General features: G+C 42.5%; 15 protein-coding genes. 4 read left to right on the top strand and 11 right to left on the bottom strand.

Going from position 1 to position 16792, the window contains the following annotated elements:
• Positions 1-3: 3 nt before the first annotated feature.
• The 5 genes from mrdA to purH are packed head-to-tail and all read right to left on the bottom strand — an operon-like array spanning position 4 to position 5853.
• Complete coding sequence (mrdA, locus tag BM156_RS04995; protein WP_093918750.1) at positions 4-1827, bottom strand: penicillin-binding protein 2; 1824 nt, start codon at positions 1825-1827, stop codon at positions 4-6.
• Between the two features lie 4 nt (positions 1828-1831).
• A complete protein-coding gene (gene mreD, locus BM156_RS05000; RefSeq protein WP_093918751.1) occupies positions 1832-2338 on the bottom strand; it encodes a rod shape-determining protein MreD in 507 nt (168 codons plus the stop codon).
• Positions 2331-3158 carry a rod shape-determining protein MreC gene (gene mreC / locus BM156_RS05005; RefSeq protein WP_093918752.1) on the bottom strand — a complete coding sequence of 276 codons (828 nt, stop codon included), beginning with the start codon at positions 3156-3158 and terminating at the stop codon, positions 2331-2333. Before mreC ends, mreD begins: the two co-directional genes overlap by 8 nt.
• A gap of 34 nt (positions 3159-3192) precedes the next feature.
• Positions 3193-4215: a rod shape-determining protein gene (locus BM156_RS05010; protein ID WP_093918753.1), complete on the bottom strand. Its 1023-nt coding sequence runs from the start codon at positions 4213-4215 to the stop codon at positions 3193-3195.
• 48 nt (positions 4216-4263) lie between these two features.
• Positions 4264-5853, bottom strand: coding sequence for a bifunctional phosphoribosylaminoimidazolecarboxamide formyltransferase/IMP cyclohydrolase (gene purH, locus BM156_RS05015; RefSeq protein WP_093918754.1), 1590 nt, complete (start codon positions 5851-5853; stop codon positions 4264-4266).
• 332 nt (positions 5854-6185) lie between these two features.
• Between purH and BM156_RS05020 the strand changes: the two genes are divergently transcribed.
• Positions 6186-7439 (top strand): ABC transporter permease, encoded by a 1254-nt coding sequence (locus BM156_RS05020; protein WP_093918755.1) that lies wholly within the window; start codon positions 6186-6188, stop codon positions 7437-7439.
• A gap of 37 nt (positions 7440-7476) precedes the next feature.
• Here the strand turns inward: BM156_RS05020 and BM156_RS05025 are convergent, their stop codons facing one another.
• The 5 genes from BM156_RS05025 to rsmA form a co-directional block, all read right to left on the bottom strand.
• Positions 7477-8457 (bottom strand): succinylglutamate desuccinylase/aspartoacylase family protein, encoded by a 981-nt coding sequence (locus BM156_RS05025; RefSeq protein WP_093918756.1) that lies wholly within the window; start codon positions 8455-8457, stop codon positions 7477-7479.
• A gap of 11 nt (positions 8458-8468) precedes the next feature.
• The gene (gene rimK / locus BM156_RS05030) at positions 8469-9341 is read right to left on the bottom strand and encodes a 30S ribosomal protein S6--L-glutamate ligase (RefSeq protein ID WP_093918757.1); all 873 of its coding nucleotides are present in this window, start codon (positions 9339-9341) and stop codon (positions 8469-8471) included.
• Between the two features lie 126 nt (positions 9342-9467).
• Entirely contained in the window at positions 9468-9920 is a 453-nt protein-coding gene (locus BM156_RS05035) for an ATP-dependent zinc protease family protein (protein ID WP_093918758.1), read from the bottom strand.
• A gap of 6 nt (positions 9921-9926) precedes the next feature.
• The gene (gene mgtE, locus BM156_RS05040; RefSeq protein ID WP_093918759.1) at positions 9927-11285 is read right to left on the bottom strand and encodes a magnesium transporter; all 1359 of its coding nucleotides are present in this window, start codon (positions 11283-11285) and stop codon (positions 9927-9929) included.
• Positions 11286-11295: 10 nt separating this feature from the next.
• A complete protein-coding gene (gene rsmA, locus BM156_RS05045) occupies positions 11296-12072 on the bottom strand; it encodes a 16S rRNA (adenine(1518)-N(6)/adenine(1519)-N(6))-dimethyltransferase RsmA (RefSeq protein WP_093918760.1) in 777 nt (258 codons plus the stop codon).
• Between the two features lie 197 nt (positions 12073-12269).
• Here rsmA and BM156_RS05050 point away from each other — a divergent pair, with 197 nt between their 5' ends.
• From BM156_RS05050 to BM156_RS05060, 3 genes are all read left to right on the top strand, one after another.
• Positions 12270-13256 (top strand): lysylphosphatidylglycerol synthase transmembrane domain-containing protein, encoded by a 987-nt coding sequence (locus BM156_RS05050; protein ID WP_093919400.1) that lies wholly within the window; start codon positions 12270-12272, stop codon positions 13254-13256.
• Positions 13257-13354: 98 nt separating this feature from the next.
• A complete protein-coding gene (locus BM156_RS05055; protein WP_093918761.1) occupies positions 13355-14605 on the top strand; it encodes an ABC transporter permease in 1251 nt (416 codons plus the stop codon).
• A 143-nt stretch (positions 14606-14748) separates the two neighbouring features.
• Positions 14749-15381, top strand: coding sequence for an NUDIX hydrolase (locus BM156_RS05060; RefSeq protein WP_093918762.1), 633 nt, complete (start codon positions 14749-14751; stop codon positions 15379-15381).
• Here the strand turns inward: BM156_RS05060 and BM156_RS05065 are convergent.
• Positions 15371-16675, bottom strand: a complete 1305-nt coding sequence (locus BM156_RS05065) for an MltF family protein (protein ID WP_244525710.1) — start codon at positions 16673-16675, stop codon at positions 15371-15373. The genes BM156_RS05060 and BM156_RS05065 overlap by 11 nt on opposite strands.
• Between the last annotated feature and the right edge of the window lie 117 nt (positions 16676-16792).

Raw genomic sequence — 16792 nt, forward strand, 5'->3', positions numbered from 1 at the left:
CGTTTATTTCTTTTGAATTGGATTTAACAAGTTTGCTTCATGCATGCGAGTTTCAATAGGAATCCGGCGGGGAGCAATGCTGTCGTTCAGGTATTTTTCAATGATTAAACTGGCTATTGGGGCACCATAGCGTGATCCCCAAACCCCATGCTCCACATAGACCGAAACGGCAATTTTGGGGTTGTCTTTAGGGGCGAAAGCAATAAAAACGGAGTGATCAGAACCATGATTATTTTCAACGGTTCCGGTTTTTCCACAAATAATAATGCTGTCCAGTCTGGATGTATATCGTATACCACTTTCTTCCACAACGGCTTGCATGCCTTCAATGACCGGATCGAAGTGTTCAGGCGAAATGGTGGTTTCATGGCGCTCAAATTCTAGTTTCTGTTCCGGGTCTTGGGTATTCCAAACCGACCGAACCAAGTGGGGCGTAATGTAGTGTCCTCTGTTGGCAATGGTTGCTGCTACATTGGCCAGCTGGAATGGTGTAATTTGTAATTCGCCCTGCCCAATGGCCATCGAGCGTATGGTCAAGGCATTCCAGTGATTGGCTCCATAAAAATAGCTGTAGTAGTCAGCTTTGGGAATATTGCCCGGAACTTCGTTGCTTAACTCGTTGCCCAACTTAGTTCCTAAACCGAAACTCATGACATGATTTCTCCATACCTCATAGGCATCACTGACTTTTTGGTATTTCCTAAAAATTGCGCTAAACGTATGCCAAAAAAATGGGTTGCACGATTCTCGAATGGCATCACGCAGGCTAATGGGAGAATAGTGATCGTGGGTACAGCGAATGGGGCGCGAACCTCGTCCGCTACAGCTAAAAGCCGTATGCGTATTAATGGCATCCTCTTCGAGTCCGACTAGAGCGTTAATGAGTTTGAAAGTAGAGCCTGGAGGATAGAAAGCGCCAACTGCCCGGTTAAACATCGGTAACAAGGTATCTTGATCGAGTTTGGCGTAATTTGCTCCTCTTGAACGGCCAACCAAAAGCGAGGGATCATAGGTGGGAGCACTTAAAAAGGAGAGTACCTCTCCGGTAGCTGGTTCAATCGCTACAATACTCCCTTTCTTATTATTCATCAGGTATTCTGCATAGGCCTGCAAGTCAGCGTCAATTGTTGTCGTCAGGTTTTTCCCCAGCACAGCGGATGTGTCCCTACGTCCATTTTGATAGCTACCTTTGATTCGGTTATGCACATCAACTAGCTGAAAGCTAACTCCTTTTTGTCCGCGCAATTCTTTTTCGTAGGCTTTTTCCAGGCCAGTAATACCGATGTAGTCACCTTGCGAATAGTAAGGATTTTTCTCGATGGTTGACCGATTGACTTCACCGACGTAACCAAGTACGTGAGCCGCTGTTTTCTGAGGATATTCCCGAAGCGTACGTGTTTGAACAAAAAAGCCAGGGTAACGAAATAGTTTCTCTTGAAGGACTGCATAGTTTTCGGGTGAAAGTTGCTTGACAATCACCGAGGGTTTATACCTCGAATATCTTTTTGCCTTGTTTAAGGAAGTAATGAAATCCGCTTTCTCAACTTTCAGGATACGGCACAAAGCAGTGGTGTCAAACTCGGATAGCTCGCGAGGGGTAACTAGTAAGTCATACGATGCTTTGTTATATACCAGCAATTCACCATGACGATCATAAATGAGGCCTCGGGCCGGATAGCTTACAACCCTGCGGAGTACATTTTTAGTGGCATATTGTTTATAGTTGCTATCCAGCACCTGAAGTCGGAAAAGGCGAATAGAGAAAATGAGAACCACCACGATAAAAATGGCCGCCAGAAAATACTTTCGTTTCGAATAATTATCCACGTGCTTACTCCTTAAAAATCAGAAATTGACTGATGATAATCAAGATTGAGGTAAACGCAGCACTCAGCAAGCTGCGTATCAAGGTGTGAATAAAGCCATTGAATGTAAAGGCTTCAACAAAAAAGAGGAATAGGTGGTGTGCTAGGACCAAAATTAGGGTGTACCGTAAAAACCAGCCAATTCCCATAAATTTTAAACGGGGTGGGGTATTTACTTCAATGGTGTCGCGGGGTGAAATTAGCGAAATGGTGTAGGGGCGCAAAAAGGCCAGGAAAGTTGTTGCCGAAGCATGAAAACCCGGGGTATTGCTGAAAATGTCAACCAGGAGTCCGAGAAAGAACCCGAGCAGCAGCAAAAGGTAACGGGGAGTTTCAAATGGCAGCAAAAGAATAAAAAGAACATACATGTATGGATTAATGTAGCCACTGAACTGAATGTTGTTCAGAAGTAGTACCTGTAGCAAAACCAGGACCACCAGCATGATGGTATATTTCAATAAATCTCTAATCATTGCTATTCAGGTTTTCCAACATTTTTTGTTCTTCCAGAAAATTATTTTTGACCACTTCAACATGTGAAATGGTTTTAAAGTTGCTTGATAATTTAACTTTTACCTGGTAAAAGTTAGCGCCACTATCGTGGTTAAATTCGTCAATAATTCCGATAAGAATGCCCTCCGGGAAAATGGATGAATAACCACTGGTTGTAATGGTATCTCCAACTGCTAGCTCAACATGAAACGGAATTTCATAAAGCTGAGCATACTGGTAGTCCGAACCATCCCAGCCTAAAGACCCGAAATAGTTGTTCTTTTTTATTTTAGCAGAAATACGCCAACGTTTGTTTAGTATACTTGGCCCCGAACTGTAATGATCTGTAACGTTGGTGACCATTCCGACCAGACCATGCGGCCCAACAATTCCCATGTCTGGCTCAATTCCATCCAGTCGTCCCTTATTTAAAGTGACGTAATTGTACTGTTTGTTCGCTGAATTGTTGATAATTCGGGCCGGAATAAACTGGTAGGTCGTATCCCGAATAATTGAACTATCTCGACGACTAAAAATCTCAACAACCTCAAGCTTTTTCAGTTTGGTGTGCAACTGAGCATTAACAGCAGCTAACTCTTCGTTTTGCTGTCGAAGGTAAAAGTAACTGGTAAAGTCAGCATAGGTTTCCAAAATAGATGCTGTGAACCGGTTACTGGAATTGAGAAATTTAGCTCGTTGAAAATTGTTGTAGTTTACAATCAATATCAACGAGATGACTTCCAGCGCCAAAAACAAGAAAACAAAAGAATGTCGAGCAAGAAACTGGAGCAAACTTCTCATTAAACAGAAGGTTTTTGCTCCTTCCTACTCAGTTTTACCTGATCAGGAAGGAGAATTTATCAACATTTTTTAGTGCGATACCGGTACCTCGGGCCACTGCTCTTAGTGGGTCTTCTGCAACGTGGAACGGAATGTTGATTTTTTCGGTCAATCGCTTATCCAACCCACGAAGCAATGCTCCACCTCCAGCCAGGTAAATTCCTTTTGAAACAATATCAGAATAGAGCTCTGGAGGTGTTTGCTCCAACGCACTAAGGATGGCTGTTTCAATTTTCGAAATTGATTTTTCCAAACAGTGGGAGATTTCCTGGTATGAAACCGGCACTTCAATTGGCAAAGCGGTCATCTGGTTTGGTCCCTGAATAACATAGTCATTTGGCGGTTCTTCCAGTTGAGAAAGAGCAGAACCAACATGAATCTTGATTTCTTCTGCTGTGCGCTCTCCAATTTTGATGTTGTGCTGGTGGCGCATATACTCCATGATGTCGGCGGTAAGGTCATCACCGGCAATACGAATAGACTTGTTGGTAACAATACCCCCGAGTGAAATTACGGCAATCTCCGTGGTTCCACCACCGATATCAACGATCATACTTCCTTCAGGAGCTTCAACATCCAGTCCAATACCAATGGCGGCGGCCATAGGTTCGTAAATCATGTATACTTCCCGACCTCCGGCATGCTCCGAGCTATCTCGTACGGCCCGTATTTCTACCTCCGTAGAGCCAGAAGGGATACAGACAACCATTTTTAAGGCAGGGGAAAACAGTCTGGATTTGGGATTGATCATCTTGATCATGCCCCTGATCATTTGTTCTGCAGCGTTAAAATCTGCAATTACTCCATCGCGCAATGGCCTGATGGTTTTTAGGTTGGCATGTGTCTTACCTTGCATTTGGCGCGCTTTCTCACCAATTGCTACAAGTTTTTCAGTTTTCAGGTCAATCGTTACAATTGATGGTTCATCCACCACAATTTTATCATTCTGAATGATAATGGTATTGGCAGTCCCAAGGTCAATTGCAATCTCCTGGCTTAAGAATGAAAACAATCCCATAGTGTATTTCTCCTAACTGTATCTTAATTTCCGCCGCAGCAGTATTTGTTAATGTTTAAAGTGTCGTCTTCCGGTAAACAACATGGCGATACCAAACTCATCACAAGCTTCGATAACTTCGTCATCGCGAATACTTCCACCGGGTTCAACAATGTATTTTACTCCGTACTCGTTCGCTGCTTCGATGCTGTCGCGGAATGGGAAAAAGGCATCGGAAATTAAGACAGAATCTTCGATGGTAATTCCTTCTTTTAAATTAAAGCGTGGAATTGTTAATTGACGAAGGCTGTCTAACCGATTGGGTTGCCCCATGCCAGCTCCTGTAAGCCAGAACGAACCGTCGGAATTTTCGGTAACTAAAGCAATAGCATTACTCTTCAAATGCTTACATGCTGTAATACCAAACTTGGCCAAGTTCAATTTATTGTTGTCAAATTGAATTTTTGTGACATTTTTAAATTCTTGATCCATGCCTTCGTCTTCATCCTGTACCAACATCCCTCCGCTGATTGAGCGGTAAAGTTTTTCTCCAGTGGTTTCGGCTTTAATTGGTGTAACTAACAGGCGAAGATTTTTCTTTTTACTGAATATTTCGAGTGCTTCAGGAGTAAATTCCGGAGCAATAATGATTTCGACGAATTTCTTTCCAAACCAGTTGGCAACATCCGCGGTTACTGTGTCAGTGAAACAGATGATTGAACCATAAGCACTGATTGGATCACCGGCCCATGCCAATTCGAGTGACTGCAAAATGTCGTTGGTAACAGCCAATCCACAAGGGTTAAGGTGTTTGATGACCGAAACAGCTACTTTGTTGTCGAGGTGAGTCACTGCGTGGTAAGCATCGCTGGCAGCTTTCCAGGAAGCATCGGCATCCAACAGGTTGTTGTACGAAAGTGCTTTTCCTTGCAGGACTTCAGCGTTTGCCAAAGTTGTTTGGCTGTCGGCGTTGTCAAATTTGTAGAAGGTAGCTGACTGGTGAGGGTTTTCGCCATAGCGAAGTACATGCCCATCATTCAGGCTAATCCGGTTTGTTTCGGTAATTCCTTCGTTGAAGTAGTTGAAAATGGCTGAGTCGTAGTGTGATGAAGTCGCAAATGCTTTGCGCGCAAATGCTTTTCGGTCATCCAACGAACTTTCACCGTTTTTCTCATTCAGTAATTGGATGAAATCATCGTATTGGTTGCGAGACGAAACAATGATGACATCGTTAAAGTTTTTGGCAGCGGCACGAATCAATGCAATGCCACCGATATCAATTTTTTCAATAATATCTTGTTCGGACGCGCCTGAAGCAACAGTTTCTTCAAACGGATATAAATCAACGATAACCAAGTCAATTTCAGGGATTTCATATTCGGCAATCTGTTTTTGGTCGCCTTCATTGTCCCTGCGATTCAAAATTCCTCCGAAAACTTTAGGATGAAGCGTCTTGACGCGGCCTCCCAAAATTGAAGGATAGCTGGTTAAGCTTTCAACTGCTGTCACTTGAGTTCCTAAACTTTCAATAAATGATTGAGTTCCTCCTGTTGAGTAAATCTGAACACCTAATTGATCAAGTTTTTTTACGATGGTATCTAGTTTATCTTTATGATAAACCGAGATCAATGCTGATTTAATCTTTTTTAAATCCTTCATTTATAGTCTTTTGAAATTGATGCACAAAGATAATAAAATCGACTGATTTTTCTTTCTGAAAAGAAGCGGAATTCAGGATTTTGTTAACAAAAAGGTAGTTGCAGGTCTGATTTTATTGGATCAGTGTCGGCATTGCTTTTTAGGGGATTTAGAATAGGACTGTAAATCAACTTGTAAGTTGAATCTGAATCACAATGAAAAAATTTGTTAAGTTTTTTTGTGGATTGTTTTAAAAACGGCATGCTGACACAGGAGATTGAATTCGTATTTTTTTTGTTTAGAGCATAAGTCGGCTTGGAATATTTATATCTTTATTGATCTAAATTTACAGCATGCTGCTATTGCGATTAATTTTGGAGAGTTTTGCTTTTGCCGGCGAGTCATTGCGGGCGAATAAGTTACGTACTTTCCTTTCATTGCTGGGGATTACCATTGGCATTTTCGCAATCATTTCGGTTTTCACAGTCATCGATTCTCTGGAGCATTATATCCGAAATAGTTTGAATGCTTTGGGAAACAACATGGTTTATATTCAGAAATGGCCGTGGACTCCTCCTGAAGGAGAAACAGAATATCCGTGGTGGAAATATTTGAATCGTCCGGTTCCGGAGATTGGAGAAACTGAGGAAATTGTTCGTCGTTCGCAATATACTGAGAATGCTGTTTTCTTTTTTGGGTTTGGAGCGACTGTCCAATATGACAATAACCGGGCTGACAATACCGAGGTTTTAGCTACAACCCACGAGTTGATTGATACCTGGAGTTTAAATATCGATCGGGGCCGCTACTTTACCGAGTCGGAAAGTCATTCGGGGACAGCAATGGCTGTTGTCGGGAGTGAGCTGGTTGATCGCTTGTTTGGAGGTAGCGATCCGGTGGGGAAGGAAATCAAAATTATGGGGCATCGGTTGTTGGTGATTGGAACCTACGAGAAGCAAGGGACCGATATGTTTGGCACTAGCATGGATAAACGGGTTCATATTCCGGTGATGTATGCTGCGAATATGGTCGACTTTAAAAATCGAGAGCGTGGACAAACCATTAATGTAAAAGCAAAGGCTGGCGCTGGCCGGGAGGAATTTGTTGCCGAATTGGAAGGGATTTTGCGGGGCTTGCATCGCCTGAAACCAATGGAAGAGAATGACTTTGCCATTAACGAGGTGAGTGCAATAAGCACTCGTTTTGATGCTTTCTTTGCCGTTTTTAACCTGGCCGGCTGGGTGATTGGTGGTTTTAGTATTGTGGTTGGCGGTTTTGGGATTGCCAATATCATGTTTGTTTCGGTTAAGGAGCGCACCCGTATTATTGGAATTCAAAAATCATTAGGGGCCAAAAAATACTTTATTCTACTGCAATTTATTTTTGAGTCGGTTATCTTGTCTTTAATGGGGGGAGCTGTTGGCTTATTGCTTATCTTTCTGGGAACCGGAATTGTTGGCTATGTGTCGGATTTGACCATCGCGATGAATGTTGGGAATGTGGTTCTTGGTTTTGTAATCAGTGGGACCATTGGTATTTTGTCAGGCTTTTTACCTGCCTTAAGTGCCTCACGACTCGATCCGGTGGAAGCGATGAACACGGTGTAGGTGTAGAAAGAGTGCTCAATGTTGTCTTGCTTTCAGTCTACTCTGAATGGTTGTTTAGCGGGTTTCCTAAGTGAATCAATGCATCACCCTGGTAAACAATTGGAGCATGGTTGAGCCCCAAAACATAGCCGCTGGTTGGCACTTTTACTTTATGTTCAAATTTGCCATAAGGGTCCGAAATACTTCCAATAATCTCACCTTTCTCAACGTGTGCTCCATCTTTGATGTAAAAGCGAAAAAGTCCTCCGTGGCGAGCGCGTACCCATGTTGAGTGCTCAATGAGAATGGATTCACTCATGGGTATGGAGGAGAGTTCTTCTGAGAAATTTCGCATTCCCAGATGGTGCATAATTTGCATCACGCCACGTGTCCCTCGCATGGTAATTCGTTTGTGAAAGTCGAGTGATTTCCCTCCTTCAAAAAGCAAAACCTTTTTCCCGGCTTTCATGGCTGCTTGCCGGAAGGAGCGTTCCCGGTCAGGAGCAAACACGATAAAGCGTGGATTGAAAATCTTTGCAAGCTCTACAAGTTCAGGATATCTTCGGCTGATGCGTATTTGTGAGCTATTAAAGCGATTGGCTCCCCCTGTGTGAAAGTCGATACAGTAGTCGATGTGGGGGAGAATGTTATTCATTAGGTGGTAAGCGAAAATACTGGCTAGGGATCCTTGTTTAGAGCCAGGGAACATGCGGTTTAAGTCCTTTCCATCTGGGAATTCACGGGTTTGACTCAAAAAACCAAAAACATTAAGCACCGGAATACAGATGACGGTTCCTCGTTTGGGTTTGTTGATTTTGCGGGAAATAACCTCTCTGATTATTTCCACGCCATTGACTTCGTTGCCATGAATGCCCGCATTAAGCAATAAAATAGGACCGTCTTCCAGCCCTCGTTCAATGATAACCGGTACTTCTACTTTTGTTCGGGTATGTAGCCGGGCAATATCCAGGTTGAGAATAGTTTGTTTTCCCGGCTTTATTTCTGTATCCAGAATGCTTAGAGGGCGATGTGTTTTCATACGGAAGTAAGTTACACATTCCGCTCGACATAGCGAATAATGCTTCTGGCAATATCTTTTTCAGTTGCGGCTTCAATGCCCTCAAGCCCGGGGGACGAGTTAACTTCCAGTATTAGTGGTCCGTGATCGGATTGAAGCATGTCAACACCTGCGACTCCCAGCCCCATAACTCGAGCGGCTTTCAGCGCTGCATTTTCTTCGTCTTCGGTTAGCTCAATGATTTCTGCGGTACCTCCCCGGTGTAAGTTCGAACGAAATTCTCCTTTTTTAGCTTGCCGTTTCATGGCACCAACAACCACTCCGTCAACCACAAAGGCACGAACGTCGGCTCCCTTGGATTCCTGGATGTATTCCTGAACAATAACTCGTGCTTTCAGTCCATTAAATGCTTCGATTACAGATTCAGCAGCATTGTCTGTTTCAGCTAAAACAACGCCCAAGCCTTGAGTTCCCTCCAGCACTTTAATGACCACGGGAGTTCCTCCAACGCTTTTAATAATGTCTTTTACATTACGCGAGTAGTTGGTAAAAACAGTTTTGGGAAGGCCCAGTCCTGCTCGGCTCAAAATTTGAAGGCTGCGGAGTTTGTCGCGCGAGCGCACCAAGGCCTGAGACTCAATGGCTGTAAATACTTTCATCATTTCGAATTGGCGAACAACAGCGGTGCCATAAAAGGTAACTGAAGCTCCGATGCGGGGAATTACGGCATCGACATGCTCAAGTTTATGGCCTTTGTATAAAACTACTGGCTTTCTTTTTTCAATCACCAAATCGCATTTTGAATGGTCGATAACGAGCATTTCATGACCTCGTTGTTTTCCCGCTTCCATCAATCGTTGAGTCGAGTATAGGTTTGGGTTCCTTGATAATACAACAATCTTCATCGGTTTTATTTTATTTTTTTGAGACTTCACATTGCCAAGCAATCCATGGTGTCTCTTTTTTTTTGTTAAAAATAAGGTGCGACTACCTTTGGCTTTCGCTTACCGGGTGGTCAGCCATATTTTGAGTTAGTAACTTATTGTTTTTCTTTTTCCTTTGCTTGACAGGTTCTTGAGTGAACTGTCAACGACAAAACGTTTCGATAGGAATTTGCGTCCTAATAGTACCGGAAATTTCATTGTTCCTCTTTCAGTAAGCGTGAGCTCAATTGGGAAAAGCTCTCCAAAAAGCTGAATCTGAGTGGTGATGCAGTAGCGTTCTTCAAGCTGTCCGTTCGAGCTCTTCACTTTTTTTAGCTCAAAAGTATCGAAGAGGAACTCTTTGTCATGGTACTTGGGATGTTGTGGATCAAGAAAATGACATTTTAGTCTATCTTGATCGTTTTGTTTGATAATTTCAATGTTGTGACAATGGAAGCTGGAAGTATAGGCTCCCGTATCTGTTTTTACCTCAATTCCCTCCAAATGTAAAAGCGGGAAGTTAGCAAGATCTTCGCGTCCGATAACTATTCTGGAAAGCATCTTTTTTTAAATGATGTTGAAGAATAATTTGGCAATCAACATGTACATCATCAGCCCAAGAATATCATTCATTGTTGTGATAAATGGGCCCGTAGCTAGTGCCGGGTCAATTTTCAGCTTGTTTAATATCAGCGGGATGGTTGTTCCAAATAGCGATGCAAACACGATAACAATAAACAAGGAAATACTAACAGCCCAGGTTAATTCCATGCTATTGCTAAAGGCAAAGTTGTATGTGAAAATCAGAGTTGAGAACACCAGGGCCGTGATTAACCCAACAGCTAATTCTTTTAGTAATTTCTTTCCAAATGAGTCAAAGTCACGGGCTCCGCTGGCTATGGTTTGCACAACAATGGAAGAGGATTGCACGCCAACGTTTCCTGCCATTGCAGCAATTAGCGGGATGAAGAAAGCGATTCCTTGAATTTTGGAAAGTGCTTCTTCGTTGGCGCCTAAAACACGTGCACCAAGAATTCCTCCTAATAGTCCGATTAACAGCCAGGGAAGTCGAGCACGGGTTAAATTCCAGACCCGGTCTCCCGATTCAACATCGCCGGTAATACCGGAAACCATTTGGTAGTCGCGTTCGGCTTCTTCTCGGATGACATCTACCACATCATCAATTGTAATGCGCCCTTTGAGTCGTCCAATATGGTCAACTACCGGAATGGCAACCAAGTCGAATCGTTCCATGGCCATGGCAACGTCCTCGTGGGAAGCATCGGTTTTTACATAGTGAATGTCATCCTCAATCAGGTTTTTTATTTTCGAATGCGTTGGATTTAAAATCAGTTTTTTGAGTGATAGAATTCCTTTCAGAAAATCATCGTCATCAACAACATACACGTAATAAATTTCGTCAATGTCTTCTGCTTGTTTCGAAATTTCTTTGAGTGATGTTTGTACGGTCCAGTTTTCATTGACCTTGATTAATTCTTTAGCCATTAAACCTCCGGCCGACTCTTCATCGTATTCCAGCAGATCTGCAATATCGCCAGCTTGTTCTTTGTCTGCAATTTTTTGAAGAACAGCCTCTTTCATGTCCTCCTCCAAGTCGCGAACAACATCGGCGGCATCATCCGAGTCCATGTATTCAATGAATTGCTTGGCAATCAGTTCAGGAGGAAGAACTTTTAAGAACCGACGACGCTCGTTTTCCGGGATTTCAATCAAAACATCCGAAGCCTTTTCGCCTTCAAGTAAAAGGTAAAGAAACTTGGCTTCTTCAGTGTTTAACTCATCCATTATCTCTGCGATATCCATTGGGTGGAGATCTTCCAGCTTGGCTTTTACGACTTCGCTGTTTTGCTGCTCGATAAATTCTTTGAGTTCGTCAATAAATTCCCTGTTCAGTTCAAATTGCATGCTTCCGATTTTAAGACTGGTCTTGAATCAGTCGAGTTATACGTTCAAAATCATTAACACTTAATTGCTCCGGACGTTTAGAAAAGATGAGATCCTGTTTTAAAGTCTCATCACGAATAAATGCCTTGAGTGAGTTGCGTAAGGTCTTTCGTCGTTGGTTAAAACCTGCTTTAACCAATTGAAAGAACAGCTTCTCATCGCAATCAAGTTTTTGGGTTTCATTCCTTCGCAGCCGAATAACGGCTGATTTTACTTTCGGTGGGGGAATGAAAACATTTTCATGAACAGTAAATAAATAGTCAATATCGTAATATGCTTGTAAAAGAACACTTAGAATTCCGTAGGTTTTACTGCCTGGCCCTGTTGCTATGCGCTCGGCCACTTCTTTCTGAATCATGCCAACAACTTCGGGAACCTGATGGCGATACTCCAGAACTTTAAAAAAGATTTGAGAGGAAATGTTGTAAGGGAAATTTCCAATGATGGCAAAAGGCTCCTGAAAAAACTCATTCAGATTGAGTTTTAAGAAATCTTTTGAGATAATCCGATCCTCTAAAGCGGGTAAATGCTTATTCAGGTAGTCGACAGATTCTCGATCAATTTCAACAACGGTTGTTTGGTAATTTGTATTCTGAAGTAAAAAACCGGTAAGCACTCCCATGCCCGGGCCTATTTCAAGGACATGATGAATACCGTCAGCTTGTAGGCTGTCAACGATTTTATGGGCAATATTTTGATCTTTTAGAAAGTGTTGCCCCAGATTTTTCTTTGCTCTGACATTGGTCATTATTGTCGATCTCTTCCATTAGGTGTGACAGATATGTTGTTAAAAATCGAGGCGATTTAAAACAAATCTATATTTTTGTCTGCGAAACTTGCCTTTAAAAAGGCGTGCAAATTTAATAAAGTACTTAAATAATAAATGAAGTGTCGCTAAAAAACGTTTCTAAATTTAGCGTAATTTCACCAATTAACAAGTTTGATTTGAAACCGAAAATAATTCAAGCCCTTAAATTTATTGCCTTTTTAACTCTCGGAGCTCTGCTATTTTGGTTGGTTTATAAAGACCAAGATATTGAGCGGTTAAAATCTATCTTAAAAAATGATGTCAATTACTGGTGGGTGTGGTTGAGCTTGTTTTTTGGCTTGCTCAGTCATATCAGTCGTACCATGCGTTGGAGTTTAATGATAGAGCCACTGGGGAAAAAACCACGTTTGCTGAACACGTTCTTAGCCGTTATGGTTGGATACTTGATGAACCTGGTGTTTCCGAGAATGGGCGAAATTTCGAGATGTGGCGTGTTGGCACGATACGAAAAGATGTCGTTTACGCAGTTGATTGGAACTGTTGTTGTCGAGCGGATTATAGATGTGATCATGCTGTTGTTGCTAACACTGATCGTTATTGTTGGGCAGTTTGGTCAGGTGATTCAGTTTATGGAAAACAATCCTGATGTTCGGGAGAAACTAAATAGTATTGCCATGTCGCCTTGGGTAATTCTGAGTATTGTAGCTCTGATTGCTTTAGTGGTGGTTTTTAGAAAGCGACTGTTACATTCTTCCGCTTTTGAGAAAGTACGTGGAATCTTAAATAATTTTGCGGAAGGCCTGAAGTCCATCAAGGATATGAAAAATAAATGGGCTTTCATTTTACACTCCGTTTTCATTTGGGTGATGTATTACTTGATGCTTTATGTGGTCTTTTTCTCTTTTGAATTTACCTCGCACTTAACCATGATTGCTGGCTTGACAACTTTTGTCCTCGGAAGTTATGGGATGGTTGCTCCGGTGCAAGGAGGGATTGGCGCATGGCATTTCATGGTGGTTCAAGCTCTAATGGTCTATGGAATTGATAAGGCGGATGGGATGGTCTTTGCTTTGTTGGCTCACACCTCAATGACGGGAATGATGATTGTTGTTGGGCTGATTTCCTTACTAATACTGCCATTTATTAACCGGAGTAAGCAATAAAATTGTAGCTTTACCGGAGCTAAAAAAACGCAGAATTCGCTTTGTCGTTCCCGTGATATCCGGGGAGTTGGTCATCTGCTATAACCAGATCGATTTTCATGAATACCGAATTATTTATAGCAAAACGCCTGTTTTCGTCGAAAGATCAAAATCAAAGGATGTCTCGACGGATTGTCCGGCTGGCAGTGGCTGGCATCAGCCTTGGGATGGTCGTCATGATTCTGGCTGTTGCTATTGTTACTGGTTTTCAGCGCGAAATTGAGTCCAAAGTTAATGGTTTTGCGGCTCATCTACAGATTGTCAACTACGACAGTAATCTCTCCTATCAAACCGAAGCGATTAATAAAGAACAAGGTTTTTTAGAAGAACTAAAAGCGATGCCTCAGGTGAAGCATGTACAGCAGTTTGCCACGAAGCCGGGCATGATTAAAACCGATGAAGATATCCAGGGGGTGGTGCTGAAGGGGATTGCTCCTGATTTTGATTGGTCTTTTTTTGATGCCAACCGGGTTGCAGGCGAACGCATTGCTCTGGATTCGTTGCGTACCAATGCGGTCTGGATTTCAGAGCAGCTTTCAAACTTGTTGAAACTGGGACTAGGTGATTCTTTTCGGATGTATTTTTTGAATGAGAATGAACGGGTTCCCCGGATTCGTCAGTTTGAGGTAAAGGGAATTTACCGAACTGGATTGGCTGAGTTTGACCGCATGTTTATGCTGATTGATATTCGCCACCTACAGCGTCTTAATGGTTGGGCTGATGATGAGATCAGTGGTTACGAGATTTTTATGGATGATTTGGAGGAGGTAGATAATGCTGAGTTTAAGATACGAGACCTGGTGTTGGCACATTTGAATGATGAAGATTCTCTTTTACGAGTAATCAACATCAAACGCAAGTTTCCACATATTTTTGACTGGCTTCGGTTGCTTGATATGAACGTCTGGATTATCCTGTCGTTAATGGTATTGGTTGCCGGATTTAATATGATCTCTGGTTTGCTGGTCATTATTCTTGAACGCACACAAATGATTGGCGTGCTCAAGTCGCTTGGAGCCGCTAATGTCGATGTGCGAAAGGTATTTTTATACCTGTCGGCTTTCCTTATTGGTGAAGGTTTGCTTTGGGGGAATGTGCTGGGAATTTTATTGGGACTTGCGCAACATTACTTTCAGATTATTCATCTTGATCCGGCTTCCTATTATGTAGATACTGTCCCGGTGAATATTTCCGTCTTGCATCTGGTACTGCTTAATATTGGTGCACTATTGGTCACCATGCTCATGCTTATTGCTCCATCTTTTTTCATTAGTCGTATTGCTCCGGAAAAAACCATTCGCTTTGATTAAGTGAAGGCTTTTTGCTTGCTGTTTAGCTCTTTTTATTCGAGTTAAGAGAAAGAAAGTTAAGAGATTTAAATTCGGTGTGAAATTTTCGGAAATGAGCATGATTTCTTAAAGCTTTTTGCCACTTACTTTGTTATATTGCAGTAATGAAGGACGATTTCATATCTCAAGTTCATGAATTGTTGCGATCCGAATTGCCTGGAGAAAAGGCACATCAGAAATTATCGCCACCGGGGCGTAAGTTGAAAGCGGATCTGGATGCTATGGAAACCATAAAATACAGCAGCGTTTTGCTGTTGTTGTTTCCCATAGAAGGAACTATTTATACTTGTTTGACACGCCGAAACCCGAATATGAAAACGCATCCGGGACAAATTAGCTTCCCAGGAGGGCGAATTGAAGAAGGAGAACATCCTGAGTTAACAGCTATTCGTGAAGCGCAGGAGGAAGTCGGTATTAAGCCGAATGACGTCCGATTGTTGGGCCAGTTGTCCGAGCTTTATATTCCGGTCAGTGGTTACTCCATTTTTCCATATGTGGGCTGGATGGACTATCGCCCTGATTTTGTTTTGAATAAGGAAGAGGCGGAAGAGTTGATCTTACTTCCAATTCAGCAATTTTTGGTTGAGGATAAAATTAAGCATGTTGAGATGGACACTGTTCGGGGGCGGATATCGGTTCCCTATTACCCATACCAAGGGGAGGTTATCTGGGGAGCAACAGCTATGATTTTAACCGAATTTTTTGACGTCCTCAAGTCCGGGAAACTTACTCTGTGATGATGTTTCGATAGTCGCGATAAGTGGTTAAAACATTGTTAACGTAGTTGTAGGGTTCTTCTCCTCGACAATAGCCCCATCGAACAACCGGATCCTTGAAGTATTTTGATGCCGACTTATTGAGTAGATAATAATCCACATTGTCTTCCCATATTTGAGGGTTTTTATCGTATTTCTGAGCTAAACGCTGCGCATCTTTCACATGCCCCAAGCCAACGTTGTAGGAGGCTAATACAAACTTGATTCGTTGGGTTGAATCGGGAACATCTTCACGCAAGTTTTTGTCCAGCCAATTGAGCAATCTTACCCCTACTTGGATATTTTGCTCTGGTTCTTCAAATTCATTGATCCGAAAAAGATCAGCTGATTCAGGCATGATTTGCATAAGACCGTATGCGCCAGCCCAAGATTCTGCGTAAGGATCAAAGCGAGATTCCCGGTAGATGATGGCTGCAAGTAGCCTCCAGTCCATCTTGCCTTTGTTTGCCGCTTCTTTAATTAAATCATCGAATGGAGATATTTGTCCTCCGCCAATCGAATGATAGGTGCTGCTTACCATAGCATGCGATCGGCTGTTTTCAAAATACTTACGATAAAGGACTGCAAACGTGGCTGTTTTCTTAAAATTTCGAATCCAGTTATTGAGGTAGCTGAGCCACTCTTCCGAGCCATTTCTTACTGCCCAGGCAATGTTTTGAGGAAAGCTGATTGGCGTTTCAATATCCAGGTTGTTGTAGTAGGTTTGGTTTACTTTGGCCACATTTTCATCGCAAACAGTGTAGTCGATATCTCCTTTGGAAACCATTGCAACAAGCTGTTCTACACCGTAGATGGAGTCTTGCAGAATGGTGATTTCTTCGCCGATCTCATCTGAGAGGTTGACCAGTCGACGGTAGTAGGCCGTGTTTTTCTGAACGTAGATCTTTTTCCCACCCAAGTCAAGTTGATTCCGGATGAGGGAGTCTTCTATGGCTCGGAAACTCATTTGCTGCCAGTTGTTGGGTTTTCGCTGAACCAATACTTGCCGGGTTTGTTCCAGAGGCTCCGTAAATTCAATGGTTTCATCTCGCTTTTTAGTGACTGTAAGGTTTTTGGCAACTAAGTCATAGCGCTTGCGGTTGAGGCCATCGAATGTTTCAGATAAGTTGTTGCTGACAGATATTTCCAGTTCCACCCCCATGTCTTTTGCCAAGTGTTGCAAAAGCTCGTACTTAAAGCCCATAGGCTTTCCCCTGTAAACAAAGTAGTTGGTTGAGTTGTAGTCTACAACGGCCCGTAACTTTCCCGATTTCATAATTCGGGTGAGTTCATTCTTTTTGGGTGTTTTTTCGTGTTTGCTTTTAGCCCGGTCATTTGAGCAGGAAAAAAGCAGGAGTAAAGAAATAAGTAACAGAAATCTGCTGGGTGTTTT

The organism is Sunxiuqinia elliptica (assembly GCF_900113005.1).
Taxonomy (GTDB): Bacteria; Bacteroidota; Bacteroidia; order Bacteroidales; family Prolixibacteraceae; genus Sunxiuqinia; species Sunxiuqinia elliptica.

What these genes read in the sequence shown, in the direction of transcription:
- rsmA (WP_093918760.1), bottom strand. Translation starts at nt 12,072, where the DNA reads ATGACCAATGTCAGAGCAAAGAAAAATCTGGGGCAACACTTTCTAAAA.
- BM156_RS05020 (WP_093918755.1), top strand. Translation starts at nt 6,186, where the DNA reads ATGCTGCTATTGCGATTAATTTTGGAGAGTTTTGCTTTTGCCGGCGAG.
- BM156_RS05025 (WP_093918756.1), bottom strand. Translation starts at nt 8,457, where the DNA reads ATGAAAACACATCGCCCTCTAAGCATTCTGGATACAGAAATAAAGCCG.
- purH (WP_093918754.1), bottom strand. Translation starts at nt 5,853, where the DNA reads ATGAAGGATTTAAAAAAGATTAAATCAGCATTGATCTCGGTTTATCAT.
- BM156_RS05035 (WP_093918758.1), bottom strand. Translation starts at nt 9,920, where the DNA reads ATGCTTTCCAGAATAGTTATCGGACGCGAAGATCTTGCTAACTTCCCG.
- rimK (WP_093918757.1), bottom strand. Translation starts at nt 9,341, where the DNA reads ATGAAGATTGTTGTATTATCAAGGAACCCAAACCTATACTCGACTCAA.
- BM156_RS05010 (WP_093918753.1), bottom strand. Translation starts at nt 4,215, where the DNA reads ATGGGATTGTTTTCATTCTTAAGCCAGGAGATTGCAATTGACCTTGGG.
- mreC (WP_093918752.1), bottom strand. Translation starts at nt 3,158, where the DNA reads ATGAGAAGTTTGCTCCAGTTTCTTGCTCGACATTCTTTTGTTTTCTTG.
- BM156_RS05065 (WP_244525710.1), bottom strand. Translation starts at nt 16,675, where the DNA reads ATGAAATCGGGAAAGTTACGGGCCGTTGTAGACTACAACTCAACCAAC.
- mreD (WP_093918751.1), bottom strand. Translation starts at nt 2,338, where the DNA reads ATGATTAGAGATTTATTGAAATATACCATCATGCTGGTGGTCCTGGTT.
- BM156_RS05060 (WP_093918762.1), top strand. Translation starts at nt 14,749, where the DNA reads ATGAAGGACGATTTCATATCTCAAGTTCATGAATTGTTGCGATCCGAA.
- mgtE (WP_093918759.1), bottom strand. Translation starts at nt 11,285, where the DNA reads ATGCAATTTGAACTGAACAGGGAATTTATTGACGAACTCAAAGAATTT.
- BM156_RS05055 (WP_093918761.1), top strand. Translation starts at nt 13,355, where the DNA reads ATGAATACCGAATTATTTATAGCAAAACGCCTGTTTTCGTCGAAAGAT.